The sequence below is a fragment of the Tateyamaria sp. genome, assembly GCF_039940735.1.
Taxonomy (GTDB): domain Bacteria; phylum Pseudomonadota; class Alphaproteobacteria; order Rhodobacterales; family Rhodobacteraceae; genus Tateyamaria.
Genome location: NZ_JBDVGB010000093.1, coordinates 1 through 26,836, shown reverse-complemented (window position 1 = coordinate 26,836; position 26,836 = coordinate 1). Strand labels below are relative to the sequence as shown.

Annotated in this window: 34 protein-coding genes; 6 read left to right on the top strand and 28 right to left on the bottom strand. The window is 56.4% G+C overall.

The genetic code is table 11. The features are described from left to right. Positions 1–93 precede the first annotated feature (93 nt). The 25 genes from ABJF76_RS19715 to fabD form a co-directional block, all read right to left on the bottom strand. Positions 94–4,020, bottom strand: coding sequence for a baseplate multidomain protein megatron (locus ABJF76_RS19715; protein WP_413820684.1), 3,927 nt, complete (start codon positions 4,018–4,020; stop codon positions 94–96). Next, complete coding sequence (locus ABJF76_RS19710) at positions 4,020–4,460, bottom strand: NlpC/P60 family protein (protein WP_413820761.1); 441 nt, start codon at positions 4,458–4,460, stop codon at positions 4,020–4,022. Before ABJF76_RS19710 ends, ABJF76_RS19715 begins: the two co-directional genes overlap by 1 nt. A 5-nt stretch (positions 4,461–4,465) precedes the next feature. Beyond that, entirely contained in the window at positions 4,466–5,353 is an 888-nt protein-coding gene (locus ABJF76_RS19705; protein WP_413820685.1) for a DUF2163 domain-containing protein, read from the bottom strand. Then, the gene (locus ABJF76_RS19700; RefSeq protein ID WP_413820686.1) at positions 5,353–5,985 is read right to left on the bottom strand and encodes a TIGR02217 family protein; all 633 of its coding nucleotides are present in this window, start codon (positions 5,983–5,985) and stop codon (positions 5,353–5,355) included. The genes ABJF76_RS19705 and ABJF76_RS19700 overlap by 1 nt, the downstream gene beginning before the upstream one ends. Before the next feature lie 21 nt (positions 5,986–6,006). Beyond that, positions 6,007–6,669 (bottom strand): phage tail tape measure protein, encoded by a 663-nt coding sequence (locus ABJF76_RS19695; protein ID WP_413820687.1) that lies wholly within the window; start codon positions 6,667–6,669, stop codon positions 6,007–6,009. 13 nt (positions 6,670–6,682) lie between these two features. After that, positions 6,683–6,886, bottom strand: a complete 204-nt coding sequence (locus ABJF76_RS19690; RefSeq protein WP_413820688.1) for a rcc01693 family protein — start codon at positions 6,884–6,886, stop codon at positions 6,683–6,685. Beyond that, positions 6,883–7,200 carry a gene transfer agent family protein gene (locus ABJF76_RS19685; RefSeq protein WP_413820689.1) on the bottom strand — a complete coding sequence of 106 codons (318 nt, stop codon included), beginning with the start codon at positions 7,198–7,200 and terminating at the stop codon, positions 6,883–6,885. The genes ABJF76_RS19690 and ABJF76_RS19685 overlap by 4 nt, the downstream gene beginning before the upstream one ends. Continuing rightward, positions 7,197–7,622, bottom strand: a complete 426-nt coding sequence (locus ABJF76_RS19680; protein ID WP_413820690.1) for a phage major tail protein, TP901-1 family — start codon at positions 7,620–7,622, stop codon at positions 7,197–7,199. Before ABJF76_RS19680 ends, ABJF76_RS19685 begins: the two co-directional genes overlap by 4 nt. A 27-nt stretch (positions 7,623–7,649) precedes the next feature. After that, positions 7,650–8,060, bottom strand: a complete 411-nt coding sequence (locus tag ABJF76_RS19675) for a DUF3168 domain-containing protein (protein WP_413820691.1) — start codon at positions 8,058–8,060, stop codon at positions 7,650–7,652. After that, entirely contained in the window at positions 8,057–8,395 is a 339-nt protein-coding gene (locus tag ABJF76_RS19670) for a head-tail adaptor protein (RefSeq protein ID WP_413820692.1), read from the bottom strand. The genes ABJF76_RS19675 and ABJF76_RS19670 overlap by 4 nt, the downstream gene beginning before the upstream one ends. Further along, positions 8,392–8,991 (bottom strand): head-tail connector protein, encoded by a 600-nt coding sequence (locus tag ABJF76_RS19665; RefSeq protein WP_413820693.1) that lies wholly within the window; start codon positions 8,989–8,991, stop codon positions 8,392–8,394. Before ABJF76_RS19665 ends, ABJF76_RS19670 begins: the two co-directional genes overlap by 4 nt. A 167-nt stretch (positions 8,992–9,158) precedes the next feature. Further along, positions 9,159–10,337 (bottom strand): phage major capsid protein, encoded by a 1,179-nt coding sequence (locus tag ABJF76_RS19660; protein WP_413820694.1) that lies wholly within the window; start codon positions 10,335–10,337, stop codon positions 9,159–9,161. A 40-nt stretch (positions 10,338–10,377) separates the two neighbouring features. Next, the gene (locus ABJF76_RS19655; protein WP_413820695.1) at positions 10,378–10,941 is read right to left on the bottom strand and encodes an HK97 family phage prohead protease; all 564 of its coding nucleotides are present in this window, start codon (positions 10,939–10,941) and stop codon (positions 10,378–10,380) included. 40 nt (positions 10,942–10,981) lie between these two features. Beyond that, positions 10,982–11,206, bottom strand: a complete 225-nt coding sequence (locus ABJF76_RS19650; protein ID WP_413820696.1) for a GTA head formation protein, RCAP_rcc01685 family — start codon at positions 11,204–11,206, stop codon at positions 10,982–10,984. After that, positions 11,199–12,386: a phage portal protein gene (locus ABJF76_RS19645; protein ID WP_413820697.1), complete on the bottom strand. Its 1,188-nt coding sequence runs from the start codon at positions 12,384–12,386 to the stop codon at positions 11,199–11,201. Before ABJF76_RS19645 ends, ABJF76_RS19650 begins: the two co-directional genes overlap by 8 nt. Positions 12,387–12,547: 161 nt before the next feature. Further along, the gene (locus ABJF76_RS19640; protein WP_413820698.1) at positions 12,548–13,774 is read right to left on the bottom strand and encodes a DNA-packaging protein; all 1,227 of its coding nucleotides are present in this window, start codon (positions 13,772–13,774) and stop codon (positions 12,548–12,550) included. Between the two features lie 52 nt (positions 13,775–13,826). Next, on the bottom strand, positions 13,827–14,171 hold the full coding sequence (locus ABJF76_RS19635) for a hypothetical protein (RefSeq protein WP_413820699.1): 345 nt from the start codon (positions 14,169–14,171) through the stop codon (positions 13,827–13,829). Between the two features lie 340 nt (positions 14,172–14,511). Then, on the bottom strand, positions 14,512–15,678 hold the full coding sequence (mltG, locus tag ABJF76_RS19630; protein ID WP_413820700.1) for an endolytic transglycosylase MltG: 1,167 nt from the start codon (positions 15,676–15,678) through the stop codon (positions 14,512–14,514). Continuing rightward, positions 15,678–16,937: a beta-ketoacyl-ACP synthase II gene (gene fabF / locus ABJF76_RS19625; protein ID WP_413820701.1), complete on the bottom strand. Its 1,260-nt coding sequence runs from the start codon at positions 16,935–16,937 to the stop codon at positions 15,678–15,680. The genes mltG and fabF overlap by 1 nt, the downstream gene beginning before the upstream one ends. A gap of 162 nt (positions 16,938–17,099) precedes the next feature. Then, on the bottom strand, positions 17,100–17,636 hold the full coding sequence (locus ABJF76_RS19620; protein ID WP_413820702.1) for a GNAT family N-acetyltransferase: 537 nt from the start codon (positions 17,634–17,636) through the stop codon (positions 17,100–17,102). 159 nt (positions 17,637–17,795) lie between these two features. After that, complete coding sequence (locus ABJF76_RS19615; RefSeq protein WP_108835828.1) at positions 17,796–18,029, bottom strand: acyl carrier protein; 234 nt, start codon at positions 18,027–18,029, stop codon at positions 17,796–17,798. Between the two features lie 198 nt (positions 18,030–18,227). Then, on the bottom strand, positions 18,228–18,965 hold the full coding sequence (gene fabG / locus ABJF76_RS19610; protein ID WP_413820703.1) for a 3-oxoacyl-ACP reductase FabG: 738 nt from the start codon (positions 18,963–18,965) through the stop codon (positions 18,228–18,230). Positions 18,966–19,030: 65 nt separating this feature from the next. Next, complete coding sequence (locus ABJF76_RS19605) at positions 19,031–19,435, bottom strand: hypothetical protein (protein WP_413820704.1); 405 nt, start codon at positions 19,433–19,435, stop codon at positions 19,031–19,033. Between the two features lie 22 nt (positions 19,436–19,457). After that, positions 19,458–19,901: a hypothetical protein gene (locus ABJF76_RS19600; protein WP_413820705.1), complete on the bottom strand. Its 444-nt coding sequence runs from the start codon at positions 19,899–19,901 to the stop codon at positions 19,458–19,460. Then, entirely contained in the window at positions 19,894–20,826 is a 933-nt protein-coding gene (fabD, locus tag ABJF76_RS19595) for an ACP S-malonyltransferase (protein ID WP_413820706.1), read from the bottom strand. Before fabD ends, ABJF76_RS19600 begins: the two co-directional genes overlap by 8 nt. Positions 20,827–20,999: 173 nt before the next feature. On the opposite strand from fabD, the gene ABJF76_RS19590 reads away from it, so the two are divergent. After that, positions 21,000–22,205 (top strand): cytochrome b/b6 domain-containing protein, encoded by a 1,206-nt coding sequence (locus ABJF76_RS19590; RefSeq protein WP_413820707.1) that lies wholly within the window; start codon positions 21,000–21,002, stop codon positions 22,203–22,205. Between the two features lie 182 nt (positions 22,206–22,387). On the opposite strand, the gene ABJF76_RS19585 is transcribed toward ABJF76_RS19590, so the two are convergent. Both ABJF76_RS19585 and ABJF76_RS19580 read right to left on the bottom strand, forming a co-directional pair. Further along, the gene (locus ABJF76_RS19585; RefSeq protein ID WP_413820708.1) at positions 22,388–22,957 is read right to left on the bottom strand and encodes a YceI family protein; all 570 of its coding nucleotides are present in this window, start codon (positions 22,955–22,957) and stop codon (positions 22,388–22,390) included. Positions 22,958–23,091: 134 nt separating this feature from the next. Beyond that, entirely contained in the window at positions 23,092–23,580 is a 489-nt protein-coding gene (locus ABJF76_RS19580; RefSeq protein WP_413820709.1) for a hypothetical protein, read from the bottom strand. Positions 23,581–23,860: 280 nt separating this feature from the next. On the opposite strand from ABJF76_RS19580, the gene rpsF reads away from it, so the two are divergent. The 5 genes from rpsF to ABJF76_RS19555 all read left to right on the top strand — a co-directional run bounded on the left by rpsF (position 23,861) and on the right by ABJF76_RS19555 (position 26,575). Then, positions 23,861–24,223, top strand: a complete 363-nt coding sequence (rpsF, locus tag ABJF76_RS19575; protein WP_413820710.1) for a 30S ribosomal protein S6 — start codon at positions 23,861–23,863, stop codon at positions 24,221–24,223. A gap of 18 nt (positions 24,224–24,241) precedes the next feature. After that, on the top strand, positions 24,242–24,469 hold the full coding sequence (gene rpsR, locus ABJF76_RS19570; protein ID WP_025061827.1) for a 30S ribosomal protein S18: 228 nt from the start codon (positions 24,242–24,244) through the stop codon (positions 24,467–24,469). Between the two features lie 10 nt (positions 24,470–24,479). Beyond that, the gene (gene rplI / locus ABJF76_RS19565) at positions 24,480–25,121 is read left to right on the top strand and encodes a 50S ribosomal protein L9 (protein WP_413820711.1); all 642 of its coding nucleotides are present in this window, start codon (positions 24,480–24,482) and stop codon (positions 25,119–25,121) included. Positions 25,122–25,245: 124 nt separating this feature from the next. After that, on the top strand, positions 25,246–25,797 hold the full coding sequence (locus ABJF76_RS19560) for a DUF4329 domain-containing protein (RefSeq protein ID WP_413820712.1): 552 nt from the start codon (positions 25,246–25,248) through the stop codon (positions 25,795–25,797). Positions 25,798–25,963: 166 nt separating this feature from the next. After that, positions 25,964–26,575 carry a hypothetical protein gene (locus tag ABJF76_RS19555; protein WP_413820713.1) on the top strand — a complete coding sequence of 204 codons (612 nt, stop codon included), beginning with the start codon at positions 25,964–25,966 and terminating at the stop codon, positions 26,573–26,575. A gap of 54 nt (positions 26,576–26,629) precedes the next feature. Here the strand turns inward: ABJF76_RS19555 and ABJF76_RS19550 are convergent. Beyond that, the coding region (locus tag ABJF76_RS19550; protein WP_413822643.1) for a hypothetical protein at positions 26,630–26,836 on the bottom strand (207 nt) is incomplete at its 5' end.

Sequence of the window (26,836 nt, the reverse complement as noted above, 5' to 3'; positions counted from 1 at the left end):
TGATCCTTTCCGTAAGGATGCCCGAGAATTGCACCGTTAAATAGGCGATCAAACCACCTATTGTAGCGTTCTATGCCCCATCGAACGAAGAGGTCACACCGAAACCGAAATCGATTTGAAGGGCCCGACCCCGTAACGCACAGAATTCTGAGCAACAGCAATGTCATACAACCCCACCAACCCATCCGCGGTGCGCGCAACAGCACTATATGTCCACGCTTGGGTACCAACGACAACTTCGCGCACAACCCGATTATGCTGCAAAACACGCACTGTATAACTTTCGTTTTCCTCAGCCAAAGGCACCTCAACCAGCTCCCATTCATCCCCATCCAATCTGGTACGCCTGATCCAACTGACATCCAAATCATCATTGTTTTCAATGGCTTTCATGTGGACGGGACGATAGGGCCGTAAACCATTGCCATCAAAAGCAAGCGAAAACTCCTCATAAGACGGGTCATCATACCCCCGCTGCGCCGGACCAATACGAAACGTTTGCGACACGCGGCGCAAAGTGCGGGCCAGTTCGATCTGAGACGGGATGCCATTCATCGCAACAACCCACGACCCAACAGGCCAAATATCCGGCCCCACTGCGTCACTTCCTAATTGATCCCGTAAACGGTGGCTCAGCAAATACCGCCCCGGAGCAATCAACTCCGCATCGCGAAATTGAAACAGCTCCCAATTGTTCGGCGAGCCATCGCCGATGGCAACAAGGTTCGCACCATTCAACAATGCCGCATCCGTTGTGGATTCAAGCGTGCCATGCACCATTTCAACTTCCAATGCATCGCCACGATCGATCAACCCAGCACACGCACGTGACATCGATGATTTGGTGAACCCGATACTAGATCTCGCCGCGACAATGGAATTTAAAACGAACCCTGAGTCCGAAGGCGACTGATAGATGGCAACACTTCCAGGCCAAGGTGTGCCGGTGATCGCCGTATAAGGCGCATGTTCGACCTCATCCCCGGTCAACAAAGGCAAATCCAAAAACACCGAGGTTAAAGGAACCGGCGGTACAAACTCCCGCACCCCAGCAAGCTCGTCAGACAACTCTGAAGGCACATAAATGTCAGGTTCGATCCGAACGGCCTCAAGCAATTGCATCTCGCCATGTTCCACCCGGTCGACCCGATAAAGACCCGGACCTTCCGACTGATCCGCGCTCACCTCAATAATGTCCCCAGCCCCGACGCCAATCATCGAAGGAGGCAAAGCTAGACGCACCGATTCACGCGCGATCCGCGCCTCACTTAACCACCGTTCGGTGACCTGACGCCCCTCAGGGCGGGTCAATGCCATCGGTATGTCCGAGGTCGACACCGCATGTGTCGCATCATCCGCCAAGATGGCCTCTTCCGACAAAATGTCAAAATTGCCGTCCGTCTGCACAAACCGCAACCGCACCCGCCCGGCCAAATCCGCCTCTGAATCGCGTGACTGCTCTAAACGGCCATCCAGATCCGCACTGATGGCCAAGCCGTCGGACGACAAAGGCGTCGCATCTAACCCCGTTCGCATCATGAACTTCAAAACACCATCGCGCTCGGTCGCATCAAAAGCATAACGCAACATCAAAGGCTGCAACGCGCTGCGTGCCGAAGCCACATCCTCAACCAGATAGCCACGGACATAGCCATACAGGCCAGAAGTGTCATAATCACTCAGCCCAGCGCGATCACAAATCTCTCCGACAACCGACGCCAACGAACGCGCCGACGTGCGCCCGCTGATCCAGTGACCGCGTGGGTAGTTTTCTCCATCCGACCACGTCTCAACCGAGTTGGGAAAAAACGGATAAGGCCGCGTATCCCATGCCCAAACAAAGGCACGGGTCATATCAACCATCGCACCATCGTACTCGGAAGACGTTGGGTTGTTGGCCTCATCCCCCCAATACGAATGCATCGCGCGCAAATACTGTTTTTGAATCAGATCGTCCCGCGCGCCATTTGAATACTTGGGCAAACTGCTTTCCGAGGACTTCTGGTCCAAAAATTTGTTCGGCTCATTTGTCCCTTTATCAACGGCAGCGCATCCAAGTTCAGTAAACCAAATTGGCTTTGACCAAGGTTCCCACGCCGTCGGACCAGCCGCGCGTACACCATTGACCCGCTCATAGTGCACATTAGACCACCAATTACGAATATCCTTATAACGCCACACCCATGGCTCATCATATTCGCCATCCGTGATCTCGGTGCGAATTTGCGCCGCCGCCGCATCAGGCGAATGGTAAAACCAATCATACCCCTCACCGCCCGCAATGTTTGCGCGCAGATAATCGAGGTCGTAAATGCTACCCCACTCCGCATCCACATGGTCCTGTCCGTCACGCCAATCAGACAAGGGCATGTAATTGTCGATGCCGATAAAATCGATGTTCGCATCGGCCCAAAGCGGATCTAAATGAAAATAACGATCCCCACTGCCATCCTGAGGCTGATAACCAAAATACTCAGTCCAATCAGCCGCATACGAAATTTTGGTGTCCGGTCCCAGAATAGCCCGCACCTCGGCGGCCAAACTGCGCAGTTTTTGCACCGTAACAAACGCATTCCCAGCACCACGTATCTGGGTCAGGCCACGAAATTCTGACCCAATACAGAATGCATCAACGCCACCCGCTTCAACGCACAAAGCCGCGTAGTGCAGAATGAACCGCGACAAGGTCCACTCCTGTGGCCCCCTGTAGCGCGCAGTTCCCAAAGCAAAATCACTCGCTGTCGCCGTGCCAAAAAACGCGTCAACCTCGGCATCCGCAGCAGCTGTGCCATCGGGCGATCCATCCACACCCGGTGCGACAGACAACGTTATCCGCCCGCGCCACGGCAAATGCGGTTGCGTGCCGCTCGGGTCATAGGGGTTCGGCAACGTGTTGCCTTCCAACTGATCCATCAAAACGAACGGGTAAAACATCACAGCCTTGCCCGCGCTGTTCATCGCCTTGATCGCTTCGACCACAGATGCGTCAGATGGAGTCCCACCGTAAACCGGGCGGTCATCAACAGTTTCAATCTGATCCGCCGCGGCGCGATTGATGCCGGACACTGTCCAACGCATCTTCTCACCCTCAATATCCTTACGCTCAACCTTGGGCTTTAACTCACATGACCCACAGCGCAGATCATTCCCAAACCAAGACACAATCAACGAAGCGGCCTCGCAATTGGGCAACTCATCCCCAAGGCTGTCCATTGAGACGGTAAAATCTGTCTGACCAGCGGGCGTGTTGACGTTCGCACTCCAACGCCCCCGGTTCGCGTCCACATAGTTCACCGGCGTAGTTGCCAAAGCATATTCGCCAGTTCCCGGCATAAGTGCCACAGCGCGCACGGCACGCGTCATCTCGTCCTGCGCACCCGCCTGTTCCGGTTGCTCCGGGCGGACCACCTCAAAGGAAAACTGCGGAACACGATTGCCAAAGTTACCAAGGGCCAGGTTTTCAATCACCACATAGGCCGTGCCGCGATAGGCAGGCACCACCCCCTGACCTTCAATCGCTTCCATCAAAGGGTCCGGCAACTGATCAGACGCGCCCGTATAAACGCGCATGTTCAAATCGTTGATGGCAATCTCTTCGCCGTCTGCCCAAACACGACCGATACGGGTGATCTCACCTTCGCAAACAGCCAGCGCAAGACTGATCGTATAGCTGTACGTATTCGTCGTCGGGCCACTCGGTGTGCCTTTGCCACTGCCGCCACTGGTCGTGGTGGTCACCGTCTCTAGAAAGTCTGAGGCCCAAATGGCCTGCCCACCTAAACGCATGCGCCCATAAAGCTGCGAAATAGCCGATCCCTCGCCCGAACTGGTCAAGCGAAAGCGATCCACCTGCCCCTGCCCAACAACATCAGATCCCTGCCCCATAAGGCGCTGATCAATAACCTTGCCCAAAGTCGCGCCAACAGCGCGCCCAATCGCAACAGATGACAGTCCTAAAACCGTCCCGCCAAGCGAACCACCAACGGCAGCACCCGCGGCTGAAAGTACAACGGTTGCCATCAGCAGACCTCCTTGTTCGGAAATTCAAATCGCGCCACAATGCGCCGCGCCCATGGTGCACTCATGGGGCTTTCGACCACCCCATGGCCGCTATAGGCATGCACAAAGGCCGCCTGCGCGCCCACTTGCGTCTGAATGCCAAGATGTTTGGCAACAGACCCCGCTCGCATGCGAAACAACACCACATCACCCACCTCTGGCGCATCCAGCGGCTTGGCGCGCAAGTGACGCAACGCCGCGTCCCACAACCGCTCTTCGCCCTGCGGTTCAGACCAATCCATAGAATAGGCAGGCGGGCATTCAGGCTCAGAACCGTACACCCCCCGCCAAACACCGCGCACAAGTCCCAAACAATCGCATCCCGCCGTCTTGGCAGCTTGCTGATGGACATAAGGCGTACCAATCCAAGCGCGCGCCTCAGCCACAATCTCGTTGACCATCACACTCATCGCAGGCTCCCCCCGGAATTGGTGCCGCCATTGCTCGGATAAGCCATGACCCAATCATCGCCAGGCAAGTCGGGGAAACCTTGGAAATTCAGCAGGTTGTTGAACTTCAGTCGACATGTTTCAAATCGCTTGTCGCAACCCGCCGTCAAGCGCAGCTCATCCCCCGCCTCCAAAGCCCCACGAATAGGTTCCCACAACTCAATGCGGCGCACACCAGCCTCAAACACGTCGCGCTTGATCATGCCCCACAACCCAGCAGAGAGCCCATCGACAATGTCCAAACGTCCGCGCTGAAACCACGCAGGCTCAAAGCCGTTCAAATCATCCCACTCAAACACACGCCCATCGATGACGCGAACAATGGGCCCTTCAAACTGATACCCGGGTTGGGTCACATCAAACGTGCAATTCCCGTCGCCCAAAACCGCCGTGCAAGGCTTTTGATAAATCCGCCCCAAAGGACGGTTCAAAGCCTCAGTCAAACCACGCAACTCTGCATGAAACGCACCACCCGCACGGCGCAGCTCGCCAATGGTGCCACGAAACTGCAACCAACGGGTGTCAGGGTCGGCCCAATTCACCAACCATGCGCGCACCTCAGCACCATCAAAACGACCCGCTTCAATGTCATCCTCACGCACGGCGGCGTCAGTCAACGCGCCCAGCGCCTCGGTATTGTCGACGCTCAACCCCGTCGATTGTGCCAAAGCAGAGGCCGTCAACCCAGTCTCTGCCTTGAAGGTCACCCCCTCAAAGGACAAAGGCCGATCATGATCCGTAAACCCAAACGACACACCATCCGCACGGGTAATGGCCCAAGCCCGGCATAACGTTGTTAACCCCGTGGCCGCATGGGCCAGAAACTCTTCGCTTTGACCAGCCATTACACACGCACCTCAATGATGGGCACATTTGGCACTGACCCTGCCTGAAAACTGGCCACAGACGTCTGGATTTGATCCGTGTCAAAGCGCACAGGCACGTCAAATTCAAAGCCTGCCGTGATCTCAACATCGCGATCAGGCGGATGCTGAAACGTTATAATTCCTGTGTTCAGATCGACCTCGTAATCAATACCTTCCTTCATCTCATCTCGGCCAAGACCGATACGGACCGTGCCAGAAACAGGCTTCGTGATGGGGCGCGCATAGCTGCTTGGCCCGGAAAGGTAGGTCTTGATCAACGGAAACGCGATCTGCACCTCATCGCCCTTGGCAATCAGCTGATCCTCAAAAGCAGGCGCACCGCTTGCCGCCGAAGACTTGAAGTCCGACCAATCCTTCCAGCGAAACCCAAACATCTGGCCCATGCGAGCTTCGAAAAAGGCGATCAACAACTCAATATCATCCAGCGACCGCAACCCCAGCCCCGCATCATAACGACGACGCGAATGCGCCCACGGCGTGTTGCGCTCTTCAAACCCATTGGCCAAGGTCACAACTTCTGTGCGACGCTCAGGCCCCCCGACCGAACCAAAGCTCAAGGACGCGGGAAAGCGGATCTCGTGAAATTCCATTATACTGGCTCCCCTAGTGGTTTAACGATTGCGATTGGCACGCCCAAGGGCGCGGCTCATCTGTGCTGCAATCTGATTTTGTGAACGGGCAAAGCCCTGTACGTCAGGCGTAGTGATGTTCATCACGACATTGGCCGATGACCCACCACCGCCGCGGACACCCAATTTGCCATCCGGACCACGCGCTAGCGGCATAATAGCCTCTGGCCCCGCCTCGCCCATAACGCCCATGCCCCCACGCATGCCAAACGGAGTCGCAGAACTGACAATGCCGCCAGACGCAAACGGCATGACCCGACCTTGCGAAAACGGCGCACCATCCGCAAAAGGCAAAATGCCCTGCACCAAACTGCCCACACCAGAGGTCAGCAAACCACCAACGTGATCCGTGACAGGCTTGATCGCCGCATTATAAGTCGCGTTCATCATCGACGTGCCAACAGCCTGCAATGCCTCCGACAGGCTCAATCCATCAAACACCAACCCGTCAAAGGCCTTGCGCAATCCACGCGACAGCCCTTTTTCCAGGGTGGCCACATCCTTGCCCGTCGCACTCAGGCTCTCGCGCATCCGGCGCAATTCGCTGTCAAAACTCGTGACCATGACGGACGTGGCATCCAACGTCTGGCGCAAACCATCCGTGTTCTCCTCAAGCCCCTCGATCTCATCTCTGTAGTCGCTCATGTCAAAGCTCCCTCTAAGGTGTTGTGTCAGGTGGACCGTCAGGCCAAGCCGCCATCAACGCCTCAAGCCCATCGCTCAGCAGCGGGGCACTTTGCCCCGGATCGCCCAACATCACTTGCAATTCCGCGGGGGTCAGCGCCCAGAATGCATCCGGTGTCAGGCGCAGCCCTTGCATTCCGGCCCGCATCAACGCGGGCCAGTCCAATCCGTCTTTCATGAGGCAGGCACCACAAACGCACGGGCAATCAACTCAGCCGCCGCACGCGCCGCCCCCATTGGACCACCTTCAATGTCTGCATGATCCAACGCCTCAGGGGCGACAGGACATCCGCCGCCCTGCAGACCCGCCTTTAACAACGCCAACACATCAGTGCTTGAAAACCGACCCTGCTCAAAGCGTTCAACCAATGCGACTAAGGACGGTTCCGCCAAGGCAGCCTCAAGCCCAGCCAAAGCGCCAAGGGTCAGGCGCATCACGCAAACCTGCCCATTAACGACAAGGTTCACCTCTCCCCTCCAGGGATTGCTCATTCGTCAGCAATCAGCGCTGTAAAGATCAACGCACCGGCCGAGGCCAAAGACACCTCATACGTCGCCTCACCATTGTGATTGCCACTGTATTCCAGCGCTGTGACCTGAAACGGGCCCTCGATGATGCCAAAATCGGGCACAATCACCTGAAAATTCGGCGTCTCACCGTCAAAAAAGATCTGACGCGCACGCTCATCCGTGCCCTCATCCTTGAAGACACCCGACCCCGAGATATTGGCCGACCGCACACCAGCGCCAGACAACAGCTCGCGCCAACCGCCTTGGCTTTCGAGACTGGTCACATCCACCGCTTCGGCGTTGAAACTAACACGCGTGGCACGCAGACCCGCAATGGTCTCAAACTGGCCATCCGAAGTCATATCAACCTTGATCAGCAGGTCTTTTCCGTTTTGAGCACCCATAGGTTTTCTCCGTTTATTTTGAATGATTTAGTTGTCTTCAACACGTGCGCGAAAGGTCAGGTCAATCTGACGACCAGCGCCTTTATCAATCTTGAAAGCCCGCGCACGTCGAAACTGTAAGGACACCAATCGACCCCGTGTCAGGGTCAGGTCCGCATCTTCAAGGACGTCACAGACAGTGCCTGCAACTTCCTTAGCGACGCGAAAACCCGGCACATCCGTCACCACCGAAACGACGAACTGATGCGCGGTTCCGGCCCCGGTCTTGTCGCCTTGCTCGCGCACGACCTCAGACCCAAGGCTGATGTAAAGGCTTGGCAAAACCCCACTGGGAATAGCGTCATAAACCGCGTCCCCAACAGCAGCCACAACATCAACATCAGAACTGATGGTGGCAAAAACTGCGCTCTGAAGCGCCGCAGAAACAGCATAACTCATCGCACCACCTCCTCGTCCGCCATACAGACCAAAAACCGCCCCTCACGGTCAGCCTCAGCCACAGAACGGATGTGAAATACCCGTCCGCCATCGCGAAAACGTTGCGCAGGAACAGGGCGCTCGGGATGCCCCACGGGGGCACCACGCACGACAACCGTCCAAGGCACCGACGACAAAGCCGCCCCCGCCACTTGCGTCTCACGCCCCGCACGAGCCGTCAGCTCGGCCCAAAGCACACCCAATGCAGTCCACGTTTGTTCAAAACCACCGGCGCCATCAGACACCCGCGCAGGGCTTTCCAAAGTCAGGCGCCGGTTCAGACGCGGCGCACTCACCGCGCACCCCCACCGCCCAAACGCATCACACGATAGCGCTCAATCAGGCTGGTCACACCAAAGGGCATGCAGCCCTCGCTTAACGTGGTTTCGTGACGGAATTCATAGTAGTGGGACGCCAACAACATCACCGCCTGCGCCAGATCGGCAGGCAAAGCCTCCCAACCCGTGCCAAACCCGGCACGGAACGCAACTTCGCCCGTGCCCGCCTCAGACACGACCGGCAAAGCCGACCCGACCGAACGAACACGCGGGCGCTGACTGTCGCGCTCCAACCAATACACATCCGGCGCCACTTCACTGCGCACGCCAGCGCGGTCAATACGCGCCATGCCGGTCACAACCGTCACAGGAGCCACAGGCAGGTTTTGAACATCAGCGCCACACCAACCATTGACCGACAAGGTAAAGTCCCGCTCAATCAAAACCTTAGAGGTACGCGCCTCAATGGCAGCCACAGCCGCCCGCAGAAAGCCGACCAACACAGCATCTTGCAAACTGTCTGCGCCAAACCCGCTGCCTAGACGCAAATGCGTCTTGAATTCTTCGACCGGCAGTGCGGCATCAGGCACCGTGGTCTCTTCGATCAACATCATGGAACGTCTCCAAGAAAAATCTTCTCCCTCAGCTCCAAAAATCCGGGTGCGTACCAGTCCACGTTGCTCGGACGGAGGGGAGCAGCTAGACAACGCGGCGCACTTCCAGCACGCACCCAGAGACCGAGGTCAGGCTTGCGCCCTCCCCCAGCCATCCACTTCAGCCGTTAGGCCGTTGCGAATTTCAGCAATTTGATCGCAGCAAAATCGCTCACGTCGCCGCCAACACGCTTGGTGGCATAGAACAACACGTGTGGTTTCGCGCTAAAGGGGTCGCGCAAAATGCGCAGATCAGGGCGTTCTGCCACGGTGTAACCGGCGGCAAAATCACCAAAGGCAATCGCATCCGCACCAGACGCCGCATCAGGCATGTCTTCGGCCACCAAAACGGGATAACCCATCAAAACCGCAGGCTGACCAGCCGTCAAACCATCGCTCCACAAGAAACGGCCGTCGTTGTCTTTTAGCTTGCGCACCAGACCAGCGGTTTTGGAATTCATGACAAAAGACGCATTGGCGCGGTACGTCGCGCCCAGTGCATAGACCAGCTCGATGATCGCATCTGCCGTAACAGCGCCATCCACACCCGTCGGGACATAACCCAGATTGCCCCACGCCCAGACATCATTGTCGACAGATGTGTGCGCCAAGAACCCCTTGGGTTTGTCCACACCGTCGCCATTAATAAACGACGCGGCCTCGGCACGGGCAAACTTGTCCGCAATGCGACCCGCCAGCCAACCCTCAATATCAAACGCGGCATCGTCCAACAGACGCTGCGACGCTTTGGGCAATGCCGAAAGCTCATGCAGCGAAATGGTAATGCGATCGATGGATGGCGTGTCAGTCTCCGTCAGGTTCGACGTCTCAGTCGCCCAACCAGATCCGATGTCACCGTGATCGACCAACACATCATAAGATGTCGCCTCTACATTCACGACGGACGCAATCGAACGGATTGACGCCGTGGAATTCAAAACCGATTGCACAGTTTCGGATGTGGCTGGATCAACAAGATAACCACCATCCGAATTCACAGCCGTAGACAGCGACTTACCGTCCAACTCAAGGCCGCGCAGGCCATCATCATCACCCGAACGCACATAGGCATTGAACGCCTTCTGATGAGGCGCACCGTGGTCAACGCCACCGGCCAAAGGTGTACGTGCAGCAGTCATATTTTTACGATCCAGCATGGTCAGTCGCTCTTCTGTTTGTTGAAATTTGGTCTGAAGTTCGGCTTGGAAGCCTTTGAATTCCGTGACAAAGCCTTGCATTGCTTCAGCCACGTCCTGGGCGGGAGACAAACCTTCCCCGGCCCGAACCTTTTCTTCGGTCTTGCTCATGAGCACGTCCTTCGAATTGTTTTGAAATTGGCGAGACGCGTCAGCGCTGCGCCAGGCTCGCGCGAACGCCCCGTAAGGTCGCCGCCATTTTGCGCAAGGTTGCATCCTCATCCGAGGTCATTTCCTCAGATTTGGCTGCCACCCGCGCACTGGGAAGCATTGGAAAGGTCACAAGCGACACCTCCCAAAGCTCCAGTTCATTCAAGAGCCGCTGGCCCTTGTCATTCTTTGTCGCCTTAACGGTGCGATACCCGATCGAAAGCCCATCAATGGCCCCCGCCACGATCAATTCAATTGCTTCGCGGCCCTTGGCGACGTCCGGCAACAGTCGGCCCTTCACCCAAAGGCCCTTGCCATCCTCACGGACCTCGTCCCACACGCCAATGGGTTGGGCCGGGTCGTGCTGCCACAGCATCTTAACGCTGCGGCCCTGCGCGGTCAGGGCCTTCAGGGACGCAGTATAAGCCCCCTTGCCCACCACATCGCCGCCCTGATCACAGGCACCAAACAGGCTGGCATAGCCTTCGATCACATGATCGCCTTGCACCGTGATACCTTCGCCAAAGCGGGCGAATTTTGTCTCCAGACCGGTCTCAACCTGCATCTCGGATCTCCTTTATTCAACTGTTTGAAAAACGGGCGGCCTAGTGGGGAATGGCGGCCATAATCGATTGAAACCCAGTCGCCAAAACGATCGCGACCACGCCATAAACCGTCAGCCACAAGCGCTTTTCTAACCGCTCCATCAGCTCTTCGATCCGACACAAACGCCGCTCAAGGTGTTCAAAATGAACCGTAGTCAACCGCTCATGCGCCTCAAGACGCAAGCCCGGAGCACAGGCGAACCGTTCAAAAATAGTTTCATCCATCCGAACCCTCCACGCTCAAGGCAGGAAGGCCCAAAAGACGGCGCTTTTCGACCTCAGTCAGGAAATCAGCTCCCGCCACACGCGCCCATTGCGCATCGCGCTCGGCAGATAAGGCTGGCACCTGATCCAAATCGGGGGCCAACACGACGTCGTCGCCCGTATACCCGCCAAGCCACTCCGCCAAAGCCGCTGCCACCCGCGTCGCCAAAGGCAAAACAGTCAGACGATAAAACGCCCGATTGGCCTCTTGGTAATTGGCATAGGTCGCATCACCCTGAATGCCCAGAAGCATCGGCGGCACCCCAAAAGCCAAAGCAATGTCACGCGCCGCGGCATCCTTGGTCTTCTGAAACTCCATATCAGACGGAGAGAACCCCATAGGCTTCCAATCCAAACCGCCCTCCAACAACATCGGACGCCCCGCATTGCGCGCACCAGAATGGTTGCTCTCGATCTCGCTCACAAGACGATCATATTGGTCCGGATTCAGCTGGCTCTGGCCATCCTGCCCACGATATACAATCGCACCCGACGGACGCGCCGCGTTATCCAACAGCGATTTCGACCACCGCGTTGCCGCCGTGTGCACGTCCAACGCCATGGCAGCAGCCTGCATCGGGCTAAACCCGTAATGATCATCTTGCGGATGAAACGACTTAATATGACAAATCGGGCTGACAGAACCGCTGGCATCAAAACGATGCACCTTGCCACCCACCTTGTACTCATAGGCCACAGGCCACCCATCAGTCCCCGGCACCACCGACATCCGATCCGAACGCAACACATGCAACTCAAGCGGCGCGCCACTCTCCCCCGCTACAGCCTCCACATAAGCGTTTCCAGACAGCAAAAGCTGCGCATAAAGCGCCTCCAACAACTCGGCCCGCCCCTGCCCCATGTTGGGTCGACGCATCAACGCCAACAGCGGATGCACCTCAAATCGCTGTGCTGCATCCTGCAACACCAAAGGCAACGCCGCCGCCGCCTCCGCTATCAACTTGACGGATCGAAACCCAACCGGGTTTCCGGAAAAACCAGACTTGGTCAAAGACACTGCATCGCGCGGGCTCCAGGCCACACGCCCCCCCGTCTGCCATGCCACAACCTTGCCAGTCGCACTGGCCTTCTGTTCAGGCACATCAGCTGCCGCCCGTCCCCGAAAGAAATCAAACACCATGATGGGTCTCCTATCCGTTGCCCCAGGCCAAACGCCCGCCAATTTCCAAAGAAAAAGGGCGCCCACCAAGCCGGTGCCGCCCTCACAAACCGGGGACATCCCCCGCTTCATCTTGCCAAATAAACTCTCCCCGAAGGGCCGCTCTCAAACGTTTTCCAACATCAAAGGGCGCGCACCCCGGGCCTGCGATATTCTCGCGCAGGCTCAACCATCAACTCATGCAATGCCCACACAAGCGCATCGACACGGTCCGGTGACCCCTCCCCAACATACCCACGACGCGTCATCAAAACCATCTGATCCTCAAGTGGTCCCAAATCAGGCGCATGGCTGATACGTCCCTGCTCATAAAGCGACGCAATGGGTTCCGCCCGAACCGCCTTCCCCCGAGACGCATGCACCCCCTTAAAAGGCACCATCGGATCAATCTGACGCACAACCTCATGCACCATCTGACCACCTTGGTTGACCTCTGCCACCAATCGATCCGCCTGAAACGTCTCAACCGCTGCAACAGCCGCCGCCGCCCACTCTGACGGGCGCGCACCCTGCACAGAAGCGTCACAAATCACATGCGCCCGCCAATCCTGCGGCGGGCCCTGCATCACAGCACCAACAACCACAATCCCACACTCATCCGAAGACTTCCCGGACGTGATCGCCGGATCCACCCCAACAATCACCCGATCAAACTCAACCGTCTCTTTCTTATGGCAAGCTTCCAACATCTCGCTGGTCCAAAGCGCACCCTCAGCATCACTCAGCAAAACACCATCCAATTCCTGACGCCCAAGGCGCGTTCCGGCATAACGCTCCCGCACCTCTTCCAAAAACGAACCCGCCAAATTCGCGGCATTGGCCTCCGTCGGGGCGTGGGTCAGAACTGTAGATGGTAAATCCAATAACCCCTTCAAAACACCCACATTGCGTGGCGTCGTGGTGACACAGACCTGCGGGCGCTCACCCAATCGCAACGCAAACTGCAACATATCCCACGTCTCGCGCGCCTTCTTCCACTTAGCCATCTCATCGACCCAAGCGGCATCAAACTGCGGCCCCCGTAACCCTTCGGGATCATGGGCCGTATGCACTGACGCCTCCGCACCATTGGGCCAAACAAGACGCTTGCGGCTCGCCTGCCAAGTGGGGCGGCGATCGGGGGGCGAACAAGCCAAAATACCGCTATCGCCAAAAATCATCACTTCACGCACCTGATCCTGCGTCTCTCCGACCAACGCCACACGGCGCGCCTGCCCCTCATCCAAGGGCGTTGAACCCTCAACCATGGATCGCACCCATTCAGCACCGGCGCGGGTCTTACCCGCACCGCGCCCGCCCATAATGACCCAAGTGCGCCAATCCCCCTCGGGGGGCAACTGATGCTCCATGGCCCAAAACTCGAATAAAAAAGGGAGGGCGCACAAGGCGCCCTCTCCCAACTCATCCAGAAACGTCTCTTGGACCCGCACAGGTGCGGAGGCGACCAAGCGCGCACCGCACCTCAACTCTGGCAGCATCAAGATCGAGGGCGTAACCCCCTTGCGCGATGCGACTGCGTTTTTGTCTAACTTCTGCAAGCGTCGTCTCCAACTTTTGGCAATTCACCAGCACTGAATTTAAATCCGTAGCCTTGGATTTCACTTCAGCATTCTTGACGTCCTCCCCCGCTTCGACCCTTTCTTTGAAGGCCCTAAACTCACGGCGCAAATCGCGAAGTGAGTTGTGCACGTCGAGCAAAAGCTCATCCGTGCGCGCTTCTTCAAGCCCCGGGGTGATAAGTGTCATATGTGCAAAACCTCTCATGCGTTGGGGTTCCCCCGCACGAGCAAAATGAAAAAGCGACCTCAGATTTCTCTGATGCCGCTGACCCACTTTTCCTAGCTTGACACAAGTTATACGTGTGGTCGTTCGCAGAGTCAAGCGAATTGCACAACTTAAACGCGCACCCACCGTGCGCACGAGTTAACAAAACCTTTATTTTTCAATAAGATGAAGCGCGAAGATTACGCAGCGCGCTGAAATCTATACACAATCCAAAGTTGCAAACCGTAAGGTGCACATTCATCGTGCACCATGATCCCACGTTCAACCCGTTGCAGCAAAGTGCGCGCGATAAACCCGCACGCTACCCATCATCGCCTGCAGCAGCACGTTCCGCTTCGATCTCGCGCCAGCGCGCCACATTGCTGTTGTGCTCGTCCAATGTCTCGGCAAACGCATGCCCACCGGTGCCATCAGCCACAAAGAACACAAACGGCGTCTCTTCAGGTTGCGCCGCCGCCATCAAACTCGCACGGCCCGGGTTTGCAATCGGTGTGGGCGGCAACCCTTCGATCACATAGGTGTTCCAAGGCGTCGCCGCACGCAATTCGGAACGTCGCAGACCACGACCCAAAACGCCCTGCCCTTTGGTGATACCATAAATGACCGTTGGATCGGTCTGCAAACGCATGCCGCGGTTCAAACGGTTCACAAAAACCGACGCCACCTGCCCGCGCTCTTGCGCAACACCGGTTTCCTTTTCGATAATAGACGCAAGGGTCAACAATTCCTCAGGGCTGTTCAAAGGCAAATCAGCATCACGCGCTTCCCAAGCCGCCGCGACCCACAATTCCTGCTGCTCCTGCATCTGCGCCAAGACGTCACCGCGTTCGTCACCCGGACGCACCTCATAGCTATTCGGTGCCAACGCCCCCTCAGGGGGGATGTCAGGCACAGAACCGCTCAACACATCCATGCCCCGCAAAGCCGTCACAATCTGCCAACTGGTCACACCTTCCGCCAAAGCAATGCGAAAGCGCGTGTCCTGCCCCTCTTTGATCTCAGTATAAACCGCAGGCGTTTCTTCAACACCGGGCTGAAATTCGACCAATTCGACAAAACGGTTCGTGGTCGGGTCCAACTCGCGGACCTGCGCGCTCAACCGGTTGACCCCGATACGATAGACAACCTCAGTGCCGCACGTGCTGGCACCACCTTGGGTGACCAACTCGACAATCTCTTCCATGGTCGCGCCCGGCTCAACCAGAAAGCTGCCCGCCTTCAGCTGGCTCGACTTGTCGGCATAATCCGCGCCAATCCGAAACAGCGACGCACTGCTCACAGCACCTTGTTTTTCCAGATCAACACTCACCCGGCGAAAATTCGACCCACGGTCCACCTGCAAACAAATCGCTTGGTCCAGCGGCCCGGCACTTTCGTATTGCCCACGTCCCCACAGGATCACCCCGCCAAGGACAAAAAGCGCCACAATCAGAAACGTCATCGCGTTAGACGCGATCGAGCGCCACATCAGCCGACTTTCCCAAAGATCACACTGGCATTGGTGCCGCCAAAGCCAAAGCTGTTGGACAACGCATAGTCCACCTTGCGCTCGCGCTTGGCATTGGGCGCAAGATCAATCGGCGTCTCAACTGCCGGATTGTCCAGATTGATAGTCGGCGGGCAAACCTGATCGCGGATCGCCAAAATAGAAAAGATCGCCTCAATCGCGCCCGCAGCACCCAACAAGTGCCCGGTCGCAGATTTGGTCGACGACATTGTCACATTGCCCGCATGATCGCCCAGCATCCGCTGCACTGCACCTAATTCAATGGTGTCCGCCATGGTCGATGTGCCGTGGGCGTTGATGTAATCCAACGCCTCAGGCTCCAGCCCCGCATTTCGTAAAGCCGCACGCATAGAACGCTCGGCCCCATCACCATCTTCTGAAGGTGCCGTGATGTGATAAGCATCACCCGACAGACCATAGCCGCAAACTTCGGCGTAAATTTTTGCACCGCGCGCGACAGCGTGCTCATATTCCTCAAGCACGACAATGCCGGCACCCTCGCCCATGACAAACCCATCGCGGTCGTCATCATAAGGGCGGCTTGCCGCCTTGGGATCATCCGCACGTTTGGTAGATAGCGCCTTGCAAGCATTGAAACCCGCAATACCGATTTTACAAATGGCAGCCTCAGCCCCGCCAGCAACCATCACGTCGGCATCCCCCAACATGATCAAACGCGCTGCATCACCAATGGCGTGGGCACCCGTCGAACATGCCGTCACAACCGAATGGTTGGGGCCCTTAAATTTATAGCGAATGCTGACCTGACCCGAGATCAAGTTGATCAATGCTCCGGGCACAAAGAACGGGCTGACGCGGCGCGGCCCCTTTTCTTCCATCATGACTGCCGTGTTGGCGATGGAATTCAAACCACCGATGCCAGAGCCGATCAAAACGCCAGTGCGCTCGCGGCCCTCGTCATCTTCGGGCATCCAACCCGAATCCTCGACCGCTTGCTGTGCTGCGGCCAAGCCAAACAAGATAAAGGTGTCGACCTTGCGCTGCTCTTTGGGCGCCATATAGGCGTTCGCATCGAACGTGCCGTCGGTCCCATCACCCAATGGCACCTCGCAGGCATAGGTGGTGGCAAGACCCGTGGTGTCAAAGCCGGTAATCGGCCCCGCCCCGGATTGCCCATCCAGAATACGGCTCCACGAGGCCTCAACCCCATCCGCCAAAGGCGTCACCAGCCCCAATCCCGTCACGACTACTCTGCGCATCTGCTCATGCCCTCTTAATTCTCTTGTCGCCTCATACCGCGCCGCATGGCCCCTGTTCAAGCCCTGAGGCTTGCGTCGCTTGGTTACGCATACAGCATCCTTCGTACTAAATCACAAAGCGACCAGTGTTCATGCGTTCTTTTCTAATCACCCACAGCCCTGTCAAACCTGCGGCGGCGACTTGCGAAACATCAATACATAATCGCGCCCGTCGGAAACGGTTTTGCGCAGATGGGCATACCCCAGCTTTTCGGCCAGCTTATGGGATCGAGTATTGCCCTCCGCGACGCGACAGACCAGCGGGCCGGTTACAACCCTGTCAAACCAGTCGTGTGCTGCCAATGCTGCCTCTTTCGCTAAACCGCTGCCGGAAAATGCGGGGTCAAGAAACCACGCCGCCTCAGGATAGGTGTCGTAGTCTTCACCCAAGCCCCGCGCACCATAGAAAAAACCAACCTGACCGACCATGGCCTTGCTAGCGTGATCCTCGATCGCCCACTGACCAAAGCCCGTGACCTGCCAATGCCCCGCATTGCGCAAAAATCCATTCCACGACTCGCCGCGGCTTTGCGGGCACGCGCCGACAAAGCGCACGACCTCGGGCATCGCCCAAATCTGGGCGTAGCGGTCAAAGTCGTCCGGCCGCATCGCGCGCAACGTGGCACGGGCGGTGTTGATTGTCGGTATCGTTCTGCTCATGGATGGCGTCCTGCCCCATCTCTTTTGTTGATTGCGCCAACCTTGCGGACGCAGGGGGCAAAAGGCAAGCCACTCAGGCGGCAGGTACAAAAAAACGGCGCCCTTCCGCACAGGAAGAGCGCCGTCTTGCTCATGACCCGAAGGTCATAGGCTAAAAGCTTAGGACGCTTTGGAGATGAAGCCTACGGCGTCGCCAAATGTCTGAATGGTTTCAGCGGCGTCATCAGGGATTTCGATGCCGAATTCCTCTTCGAATGCCATCACCAGTTCCACGGTGTCCAGGCTGTCTGCGCCCAGGTCGTCGATGAAGCTGGCGTTTTCGGACACTTTGTCCTCTTCCACGCCAAGGTGTTCTACAACGATCTTCTTCACACGATCTGCGATGTCGCTCATATGACTGTCCTCATTCTGCCGGAGACCCAAAAGTGCCTCCAAATGGTGTCCCCCACATTTTTAGGGGCTCTGGTCTTTGCCCCCAGTGAGGAGCGGTGAAACATTGTAGCGTGCCTGCATTGCAAACCCGCCCAAAGTCGAAATCTGCGCCCCATTTAGCACAAACCAAAAAGATGGCAAGGCTTGAGGTGCGCGCGCCTACAACATGGCCATGCCGCCATTCACGTGCAAGGTGGTACCGGTAACATAAGATGCCTCAGGGCTCGAAAGATACAGGACAGCCGATGCGATCTCTTGTGCGTCGCCCATACGGCCAGCTGGAATTTGCCCCATGATTGCAGCCTTTTGGTCGTCTGTCAGCTTTTCTGTCATGGCCGTGGCAATAAAACCGGGCGCAACGGCATTTACGGTAATGCCGCGGCTTGCCACCTCGTAGGCAAGGCTTTTTGACATCCCGATCATACCCGCCTTTGAGGCCGCATAGTTCGCCTGACCAGGGTTCCCCGTCGCACCAACGATCGAACTGATATTCACGATCCGGCCCCAACGCGCCTTCATCATGCCGCGCATCACACCTTTGCACAGCTTAAAGGTCGACGTAAGGTTGACGTTCAACACCGACTGCCATTCGTCATCTGACATGCGCATAAACAGGTTGTCACGTGTGATACCGGCGTTGTTGACCAGAATATCAACGGCCCCCATGGCCGCGGTAGCCTCCTTAGGCAACGCATCAACTGCGGCTGCATCGCTTAGGTTGCACGGCAGCACATGGGCGCGTTCGCCCAGATCAGCGGCCAAGGCTTCCAGCGGTTCCACCCGCGTACCACTTAGACCAACAGTGGCCCCTGCTGCGTGCAATGTGCGCGCAATGTCGGCACCGATGCCGCCAGACGCGCCAGTTACAAGCGCGCATTTCCCTGTCAGATCAAACATGATGGTTCCTTCGTATTCAGTATCGATTTGTCCCAGCCCTGCCACGGGTCACGCGGCTGTGCAAGTCACGCAGGCAGTTCAAAGGCCGCCCGCTCCCCCAAGATCCAGCGCAAAACGTCCACAATATCAAAGGCCAACGAAATGCTAAGGATCGTCACAATCACCCAAATCACCCGGCGCGGCCAAACTCGCGTGGTGGGGCGGCGCGCCAGTACAACAAGGTAGACCACCAAAGGGCCCCACATCAAAATATGCGGCAAACCCAACAACTTGACGTAGCCCAGCTTGGCAAACAGCCACTGCACGCCAAACATGTTCACAACATTACCCAGAACGGCAAACAGCGCAGTCAATCGCGTTTCGCGCCATATAAACAACGCCAATGGCAACACAAAACCGCCCGCGAACAAAACTTTCAACCAAATGCCAATCCAAGCAGGTTGTGCGGCGATTGCTTCTGCAAAACTCATTTCGAAGTTCCCATATATTATTTCAGTGTACGCGATCCGTGATGTCTATGCTGACATCCGTCACATTCATAGCGGTATCACGCGCAATGAACCTGTAGGTTTCGCGGGCCCAAACACCGCGCGTCATGCCCCGCGCGTTGATCTCATCTGTAATGGCGCGGTAGGTGGCTGGCAGATCATCCAAAGGCCCTAACACACGTTCGCACAACCCCTGACCCGCCGGGGCTTCAAACATCTCGAACCCTTCGATGGGCCGAAACAGAGGGACGCCGACACGGACCTCCATTTCTTCGCCATGGATGCGATAAAGCGCGGTTTGAGGTCCGGCATAAAACACATTCGCCCGGTCCAATGCCTCATCGAGACGCACAAACAAGCCCGGAATCATCTGCATACGTGCAATCATCGGCACGCGATCAATGATGCCACCCATCTGAGTTGCCTCAAACGACACCAGTTCAGGCATCGCGCACAGCAATCACGTCGTCGGGTGTACCGACGGCACGCGTGGCAATCGAACGGTCAATGCGGCGGACCATACCACACAGTGCTTTGCCAGCCCCGATTTCCCACATTTCGGTCACGCCTTGGCCAGCCATCCACGCCACGCTTTCACGCCAGCGCACAGATCCGGTAACCTGATCGACCAGCAACCCACGCAGCACATCGGCGTCATCGCAGCCTTGCGCGCGCACGTTTGGCACCACCGTCACGCTTGGTGCATTTAAATGCACCTTACCCAAGGCCTCGGCCATCACGTCCGCCGCAGGCGCCATCAATGCGCAATGAAACGGAGCAGAGACCGGCAATAGCATCGCGCGTTTAGCCCCTTTGGCTTTGGCGATTTCGCAGGCACGTTCCACCGCGGCTTTGTGGCCTGAAACCACAACTTGACCCGGGTCATTGTCGTTGGCCGCCTGACACACCTCGCCTTGCGCGGCTTTCTCGGCGACAGCCGTCACTGCGGCAAAGTCCAACCCCAAAATTGCGGCCATTGCCCCGATCCCCACAGGCACGGCTTCTTGCATGGCCTGCCCACGTGTGCGCAGCAGACGTGCTGCATCCGCCACCGACAACGCACCCGCCGCGCATAGCGCCGCGTATTCGCCTAGGCTGTGGCCGGCCACAAAGCTTGCGCGGTCCATGCCAATGCCTTCGGCCTCTAATGCCCGCAGTGCCGCCATAGACGTCGCCATCAACGCGGGCTGCGCATTTTGCGTGAGGGTCAGCGCGTCTTGATCACCTTCCCAGATCAGCTGGCTGAGTGGCTCGCCCAAAGCATCATCCACCTCATCAAAAACCGCACGCGCCGCGGGGTACGCGTCTGCCAATGCGCGCCCCATACCAATAGTCTGTGCGCCCTGTCCGGGAAATACAAATGCGATGCTCATGGTCTGCCTCTTAAGATTGCTTTGCCCCATTGTGTAATGGTCTGTCTCGGTCCAGACAAGCACCCGCTGCCAGCCTATTGCGGCGGAAATAACGGTTGAACCTGCACGTCATCGCATAGAATTAGAACATGACGTGTTCTTACAAAGAGCACCCTTGCGCAGAAAGAGACACAATGGCGATCGCCAACAGCATTGACCGGTTCGGCTCCGTTTCCAAAACCTTCCACTGGTTGACCGCCTTGTTGATCCTTTCGCTGTTTCCGCTTGGGTTGATCGCCAATGCAATGGCCTACGACACGTCAGAACAGCTTGCGCAAAAGGCGTGGTTATTTTCCCTGCATAAAACGCTTGGTGTGACGGTGTTCTTTGTCGCCATCGCACGGATTACGTGGGCCATCAGTCAACCCAAGCCAGGACTGCTGAACGCGGATCGGCGCATAGAAAGCCTTGCGGCGGAAACCGTGCATTGGCTGCTTTATGGCTCGCTTGTCGCAGTGCCACTGTCGGGCTGGATTCACCACGCCGCGACATCCGGCTTTGCGCCCATTTGGTGGCCCCTAGGTCAAAACTTGCCGATGGTGCCCAAATCCGAAGGCATCGCGGCCCTATTCGGCGGCGCGCACTGGGTGCTGACCAAAGTGCTTGCCCTGTCATTGCTGCTGCATATCGCAGGCGCTCTCAAACACCATGTGATCGACAAAGACGCCACCCTACGGCGCATGTGGTTCGGCACATCGGATGCAACCGCATCGCGCCATACGCAAACGCATGTCATCCCTATTATTCTTGCCCTCACCCTTTGGGCTACGGCCCTTTCGGTCGGGGCCGTTCTTGGCGCTTACACCCCACACAGCGACGGCCCACGCGCTGCAGCGTTGGAACAAGTGCAATCAGACTGGACCGTGCAAAGTGGAACGCTCAGCCTCACGGTCACACAATTCGGAACCGAGGTCACAGGAACGTTCGAAGACTGGACGGCCGCCATCAGCTTTGACGAAACCATCCGCAACGAAACAGCAGGCACAGTCGACGTCACCATTGCCATTGGCTCACTCAAGCTTGGATCAGTCACGGATCAAGCCATGGGGCCAGACTTTTTCGACACTACCCTCTTTCCGACGGCGACGTTTACCGCTGACATCAATCCCGTGGTGGACGGGTACGAAGCAGTCGGCACCTTGACCATGAAAGGTCAAAGCATACCGGTCACCCTGCCCTTTGGGCTGTCCACTTCGGGCGACACAGCCAATATGACAGGCAACACCACACTAGATCGGCGCAGCTTTGGGATCGGTGACAATATGGCCGACGAAAGCAGCCTGAAATTCCACGTAACAGTCAAAGTCGAACTCGAAGCGACGCGTGCGAACACAGATTAACCACAGCACTTTGGAGGGTCACCCTCGATACCACGAAATCCAAGAGACGCCTGAAAAGGCGGCTCTGAATAAAATCAAACCGCGCGGTAGCGCGACATGTTTGAAACAACTCCGGCCCGGCAAAACGCAAAAAGGCCGCGCAATCCCCGCGCGGCCTTAACAATCGCTGTACTGAACGGCGTTTACTTGGCTTTTGCCGCCTCAATCGAAATCTGCACCTGAACTTCGTCTCCGACCGCTGGCCTAAAAGCGCCAAGTCCAAAGTCAGAACGCAGCAACGTTGTGGTCGCGTCAAATCCAGCCCATTCATCGCCAGAAAATGGATGCGGGCCGACTTGGTTCAGAACTGCGTCAAGCACAACCGACTTGGTCACATCGTTCATCGTCAAATCACCAGTGATCAGGGCCGTGTCATCACCCGTCACCTCAATCGATGTCGACGTAAAAGTAATCAGATCCTCATCCGTGGCTCCGAAAAACTCCTCGGACATGAAGTACCCTTTGCGCGCTTCCCAGCCCGTGAACAACGACTTGGTCGCTATCGAAACCGTCACGCTGGAATTGGCGGGACTGTCTTTGTCCCAAATGATGTCGCCTTCAAATCCGGAAAACATCCCGAACGTGGTCGAAAACCCGAGATGGTCATAGGAAAAAAGAACTTGGCTATGGCTCGCATCCAGCGTGTAAGACTCTGCCGCAGCAGCAATTGACGCAGTCGCCGTCAGGGCAGCAGCAATAAAAAGAGACTTCATTTCGGGTAAACTCCATACAGTTCAAAGTATGGAAAACAAATGAGCGCGCTATTGAAATTGAGCAACTGCACAGACTTCAACATATGGTGCGCGTTTTTAAACGATTAAAGCTGCGCCTAACCCCGATTGCCTACCTATTTCAGCTTTCCTTCATCACGCAGGACCGCCATTAAACCGCTGCGCACAGCCGGGTCGCTCAACGCCACTTCGGCCAACAATCCGCCCTCTGCATCCCACAGGCGGACCATCATGCCATCCATTTCAGCCTTTTCTAAGTCGCGCACCATTGTGCGGCTGACCAATTCATGTGCTTGCCCCGCGCCACGGACCAAACGGATTTCGCGGCGCACTGTGTCGATCTCAACCCGCACAGGGGTAACTACGTGTTCGCCGCTCAAGACCGCCAACCCAGCAAAACCGACAAACATCGACAGGCCCAATTTGATCAAAACAAGATCCGGATCCGAAGATGCACCCGGCGCAACCCACAAACCAACAGCCGTCAAAACCAGCACTGCACCGATCATGCGGCGCGACACCCGGGCCATCATGCGGTGACCGCTTACCATACGGGGAACTTCGCCGATCGATGCTGGCGGGGTGACGTCTGCAAGTGCGGTCATGTGAAGTATCCTCCGAAATTGGTTAACGGCATCTATCATTGCAATTTTGGCGAAAATGCGACGGTAGGTTGAAAATTCGAAGGAACCAGTTCATTTTGATCCGCGCATCGTGATGCAGGCGCGCGTGCCGTTCAGGTTTGGTCTTGCTTTGCCATCCGCGCACTTCTATATGGCGCAGACCCTGCACTACCTTTTTTGCCGCGCAGTCTCTCGTGACCATCCCGTGGGGTTCATTTGGATCGGTCTATGAAATGCGCCTTGATAGAAGTGGAACACGTCCATGCCTCTTTATGAGCATGTGATGATCGCCCGTCAGGATCTGAGCAACACTCAGGCCGAAGGGCTCATCGAACATTTTGGTACCGTCCTTTCGGACAATGGTGGCGCACTCGTTGAACACGAGTACTGGGGCGTCAAAACCATGGCCTATAAGATCAACAAGAACCGTAAGGGTCACTATGCGTTTTTGCGCACAGATGCCCCCGCAACAGCGATCCAAGAAATGGAACGCCTGATGCGCCTGCATGACGATGTCATGCGCGTTCTGACGATCAAGGTCGACGAGCACCAGTCCGGTCCGTCCGTCCAGATGCAAAAGCGCGACGAGCGCCCAGATCGTGGCGAACGCCGCGAGCGCCGCTGAGAGAGAGGGAGTTAAACCATGGCTACCAAACCATTTTTCCGTCGCCGCAAAGTCTGCCCCTTCTCGGGCGATAACGCACCAGCGATCGACTATAAAGACACGCGTCTGCTGCAACGCTACATCTCTGAGCGTGGCAAAATCGTGCCTTCCCGTATCACCGCAGTCTCTGCGAAAAAGCAACGCGAACTGGCCCGTGCCATCAAACGCGCCCGCTTCCTCGCCTTGCTGCCCTATGCTGTGAAATAAGGAGAAAGACATGCAAGTTATCCTTCTCCAACGTGTCGCAAAACTGGGCCAAATGGGCGACGTCGTCGACGTCAAATCCGGTTACGCACGCAACTTTTTGCTGCCACAGAAAAAAGCGCTGACGGCCTCCAAAGCCAACATCGCACATTTCGAAGTGCAAAAAGCGCAGCTTGAGGCCAACAACCTTGAGACCAAAGCCGAAGCCGAAACACTGGGCGCAAAATTGAACGGCCAACAGTTCATCGTGATTCGTCAGGCCTCTGACGGCGGCAACCTTTATGGCTCTGTCACCACGCGTGACGTGTCCGAAGTCGCCACAGCCGAAGGCTTTACCGTCGATCGCAAACAAGTCGTCATTCCCCGTCCGATCAAGGAACTGGGTCTGCACGATGCGGTTGTTGTTCTGCACCCCGAAGTCGAAGCCGTCGTTCAGATGAACGTTGCGCGCTCGGCCGAAGAAGCAGAATTGCAAGCGGCCGGTAAATCGATCCAGGAACTGGCAGCCGAAGAAGAGGCCGCCGCTGAATTCGAAATCCAGGAATTGTTTGACGATATCGGCGCCGCCGCATCCGAAGACGACGATCTGGCCGAATCCGCTGGTATCGAAACGGAAGCAAAAGCCGACGATGCGGACGAAGAGCCCAAGTCCTAAGCCACAGCGCTTGAAACACAATAATCAGCCGCTCCCCAACATTGGGGTGCGGCTTTTTCTTTGCATATGGATCATAGTCGGCACGCGGATTGACTTGGCCGACAGCGCCCGGCACAACGCGCATATGCGTACCCTACCCTTTTACCTTGCCTTACTGCTTAGCGCGTGCGCCCAACAAGACGTCAGCTCGATACAAATGGCCCCGCGCGCCCTACCCCAGACCCAAGCCGAGGTCGCCTTTGTCAGTGCGTTGTTCAACGATATCCAACCCGTATCCATCGCGCAGGATCGGGAATATTGCGGATTGATTGGCTTGGACGGGAATGGGGACTACATCGCCACACAACCCCGGCGGGGCCGCGAAGCAACATGCTTGCCTCCTGACCCAGCATTTGCCGACTTTACCGTGCTCGCTTCGTATCACACCCACGGCTCTTCCAACTTGGAATATTTCACCGAAATCCCGTCCTTTGATGACATCCGTACTGACATTGAAGACGGCACAGACGGCTATATCGCCACGCCGGGTGGACGATTTTGGTATGTAAACGCACGCCAGCAACGCGCCAGCCAGATTTGCGGGCTAAATTGTTTGGTCGCAGACCCCAAACACACAGACAGCGCGGACTTCCCGGTTTTTCAGTCCTACACGTTGGACGATCTGCGCGGCTTTTGAAGCACTTCAACGACTTGATCGATAAAACCTATACTTTTGGATATTCGCATAACCTTTTGCGTTACGGTTCCCACCTATTGGGCAATGGAAAACTCTCAACTTATAATCAATATTAATCACATCTTCGTGGTTATCTCGAAACAAGTTCCTCCGATCTGGTGGATCGATGCCCTACGAAGCGTGTTTGGAAAGAGTGCCGGAGGAACAACGAATGTATGTAAGTAAAGTAACAAGCTTCAATGTTAAACACCGTGAAAAAGTTGGGGCGCAATTTGCCGCGCCAGCTTTGCAACACGCACGCCCCACAAGGCGGTTTTACGAAAAATTTGGGATCAGCGGTTGCTCTTTGCTCTATACCAGACGTGGTCAGGTTGCAGTAAAAGACCTGTTGCCCAACGATGAGCTGATCTCTTTTGCCTCTGGTTTTGTGAAACCCAAAACCGTGCTGCGCCCATATGTAGGCGAAAGTGAAAAAAATAATCCCACGAGCTTGACAATAAAATCAGGTTCGTACCGCTCGAACACCCCCCAAATCGATGTTATCGTTGGCAAAAATGCGGCAGTCAAAATGTCTTATTCCCCCAGCAAGAATAACTGTCATCGCTTGATAACGCCGGAGCTTCATGCGTTCAAACATCTGTTGCGAAACCTGTGTGGCAATCATGCGCAGCTATACATTCCAGTATGTGAAGAGCGGACAGCCATTCAGATCGGCGGAGTTTACGTTGTTTGCCCCGGAAAAAATGATCTGGATATGGAACTGGGCAGCACACTTTAAAGACAGTTAAGGCGGTGCGGGAAGCGTCCCTCCAAAGCATACAACCGCACTGCCCTAAGCTGTCTTTTGTAAAGCAACAACCAGCAGGAGATATGCAAACGAACCACTCACGGTGCAATCTCGCAGTGAGGGATGCATAAAGCAAACCGTCTTCTCCCCAGTTGGAAAAATCTCCTTTTCCTCATCGCTTTGCGATTTTGCATCCTTCATCTGCACTTCACAAAAAAGGGGCCGCGTCATCGACGCGTCCCCTTTTTCAAT

Excerpts from the sequence above, each read along its gene's own strand:
- ABJF76_RS19710 (WP_413820761.1), bottom strand. The coding sequence starts at position 4,460 with ATGGTCAACGAGATTGTGGCTGAGGCGCGCGCTTGGATTGGTACGCCT.
- ABJF76_RS19635 (WP_413820699.1), bottom strand. The coding sequence starts at position 14,171 with ATGACACTTATCACCCCGGGGCTTGAAGAAGCGCGCACGGATGAGCTT.
- ABJF76_RS19695 (WP_413820687.1), bottom strand. The coding sequence starts at position 6,669 with ATGAGCGACTACAGAGATGAGATCGAGGGGCTTGAGGAGAACACGGAT.
- ABJF76_RS19665 (WP_413820693.1), bottom strand. The coding sequence starts at position 8,991 with ATGATGTTGATCGAAGAGACCACGGTGCCTGATGCCGCACTGCCGGTC.
- ABJF76_RS19555 (WP_413820713.1), top strand. The coding sequence starts at position 25,964 with ATGCCCTACGAAGCGTGTTTGGAAAGAGTGCCGGAGGAACAACGAATG.
- ABJF76_RS19585 (WP_413820708.1), bottom strand. The coding sequence starts at position 22,957 with ATGAAGTCTCTTTTTATTGCTGCTGCCCTGACGGCGACTGCGTCAATT.
- ABJF76_RS19590 (WP_413820707.1), top strand. The coding sequence starts at position 21,000 with ATGGCGATCGCCAACAGCATTGACCGGTTCGGCTCCGTTTCCAAAACC.
- mltG (WP_413820700.1), bottom strand. The coding sequence starts at position 15,678 with ATGTGGCGCTCGATCGCGTCTAACGCGATGACGTTTCTGATTGTGGCG.
- ABJF76_RS19580 (WP_413820709.1), bottom strand. The coding sequence starts at position 23,580 with ATGACCGCACTTGCAGACGTCACCCCGCCAGCATCGATCGGCGAAGTT.
- ABJF76_RS19685 (WP_413820689.1), bottom strand. The coding sequence starts at position 7,200 with ATGAGCAATCCCTGGAGGGGAGAGGTGAACCTTGTCGTTAATGGGCAG.
- ABJF76_RS19615 (WP_108835828.1), bottom strand. The coding sequence starts at position 18,029 with ATGAGCGACATCGCAGATCGTGTGAAGAAGATCGTTGTAGAACACCTT.
- ABJF76_RS19600 (WP_413820705.1), bottom strand. The coding sequence starts at position 19,901 with ATGCCTGAACTGGTGTCGTTTGAGGCAACTCAGATGGGTGGCATCATT.
- fabD (WP_413820706.1), bottom strand. The coding sequence starts at position 20,826 with ATGAGCATCGCATTTGTATTTCCCGGACAGGGCGCACAGACTATTGGT.
- fabF (WP_413820701.1), bottom strand. The coding sequence starts at position 16,937 with ATGCGCAGAGTAGTCGTGACGGGATTGGGGCTGGTGACGCCTTTGGCG.
- ABJF76_RS19660 (WP_413820694.1), bottom strand. The coding sequence starts at position 10,337 with ATGAGCAAGACCGAAGAAAAGGTTCGGGCCGGGGAAGGTTTGTCTCCC.
- rplI (WP_413820711.1), top strand. The coding sequence starts at position 24,480 with ATGCAAGTTATCCTTCTCCAACGTGTCGCAAAACTGGGCCAAATGGGC.
- ABJF76_RS19680 (WP_413820690.1), bottom strand. The coding sequence starts at position 7,622 with ATGGGTGCTCAAAACGGAAAAGACCTGCTGATCAAGGTTGATATGACT.
- rpsF (WP_413820710.1), top strand. The coding sequence starts at position 23,861 with ATGCCTCTTTATGAGCATGTGATGATCGCCCGTCAGGATCTGAGCAAC.
- ABJF76_RS19700 (WP_413820686.1), bottom strand. The coding sequence starts at position 5,985 with ATGGAATTTCACGAGATCCGCTTTCCCGCGTCCTTGAGCTTTGGTTCG.
- rpsR (WP_025061827.1), top strand. The coding sequence starts at position 24,242 with ATGGCTACCAAACCATTTTTCCGTCGCCGCAAAGTCTGCCCCTTCTCG.
- ABJF76_RS19620 (WP_413820702.1), bottom strand. The coding sequence starts at position 17,636 with ATGAGCAGAACGATACCGACAATCAACACCGCCCGTGCCACGTTGCGC.
- ABJF76_RS19605 (WP_413820704.1), bottom strand. The coding sequence starts at position 19,435 with ATGAGTTTTGCAGAAGCAATCGCCGCACAACCTGCTTGGATTGGCATT.
- ABJF76_RS19705 (WP_413820685.1), bottom strand. The coding sequence starts at position 5,353 with ATGGCTGGTCAAAGCGAAGAGTTTCTGGCCCATGCGGCCACGGGGTTA.
- ABJF76_RS19655 (WP_413820695.1), bottom strand. The coding sequence starts at position 10,941 with ATGCAGGTTGAGACCGGTCTGGAGACAAAATTCGCCCGCTTTGGCGAA.
- ABJF76_RS19675 (WP_413820691.1), bottom strand. The coding sequence starts at position 8,060 with ATGAGTTATGCTGTTTCTGCGGCGCTTCAGAGCGCAGTTTTTGCCACC.
- ABJF76_RS19650 (WP_413820696.1), bottom strand. The coding sequence starts at position 11,206 with ATGGATGAAACTATTTTTGAACGGTTCGCCTGTGCTCCGGGCTTGCGT.
- ABJF76_RS19690 (WP_413820688.1), bottom strand. The coding sequence starts at position 6,886 with ATGAAAGACGGATTGGACTGGCCCGCGTTGATGCGGGCCGGAATGCAA.
- ABJF76_RS19715 (WP_413820684.1), bottom strand. The coding sequence starts at position 4,020 with ATGGCAACCGTTGTACTTTCAGCCGCGGGTGCTGCCGTTGGTGGTTCG.
- ABJF76_RS19560 (WP_413820712.1), top strand. The coding sequence starts at position 25,246 with ATGCGTACCCTACCCTTTTACCTTGCCTTACTGCTTAGCGCGTGCGCC.
- ABJF76_RS19645 (WP_413820697.1), bottom strand. The coding sequence starts at position 12,386 with ATGGTGTTTGATTTCTTTCGGGGACGGGCGGCAGCTGATGTGCCTGAA.
- ABJF76_RS19640 (WP_413820698.1), bottom strand. The coding sequence starts at position 13,774 with ATGGAGCATCAGTTGCCCCCCGAGGGGGATTGGCGCACTTGGGTCATT.
- fabG (WP_413820703.1), bottom strand. The coding sequence starts at position 18,965 with ATGTTTGATCTGACAGGGAAATGCGCGCTTGTAACTGGCGCGTCTGGC.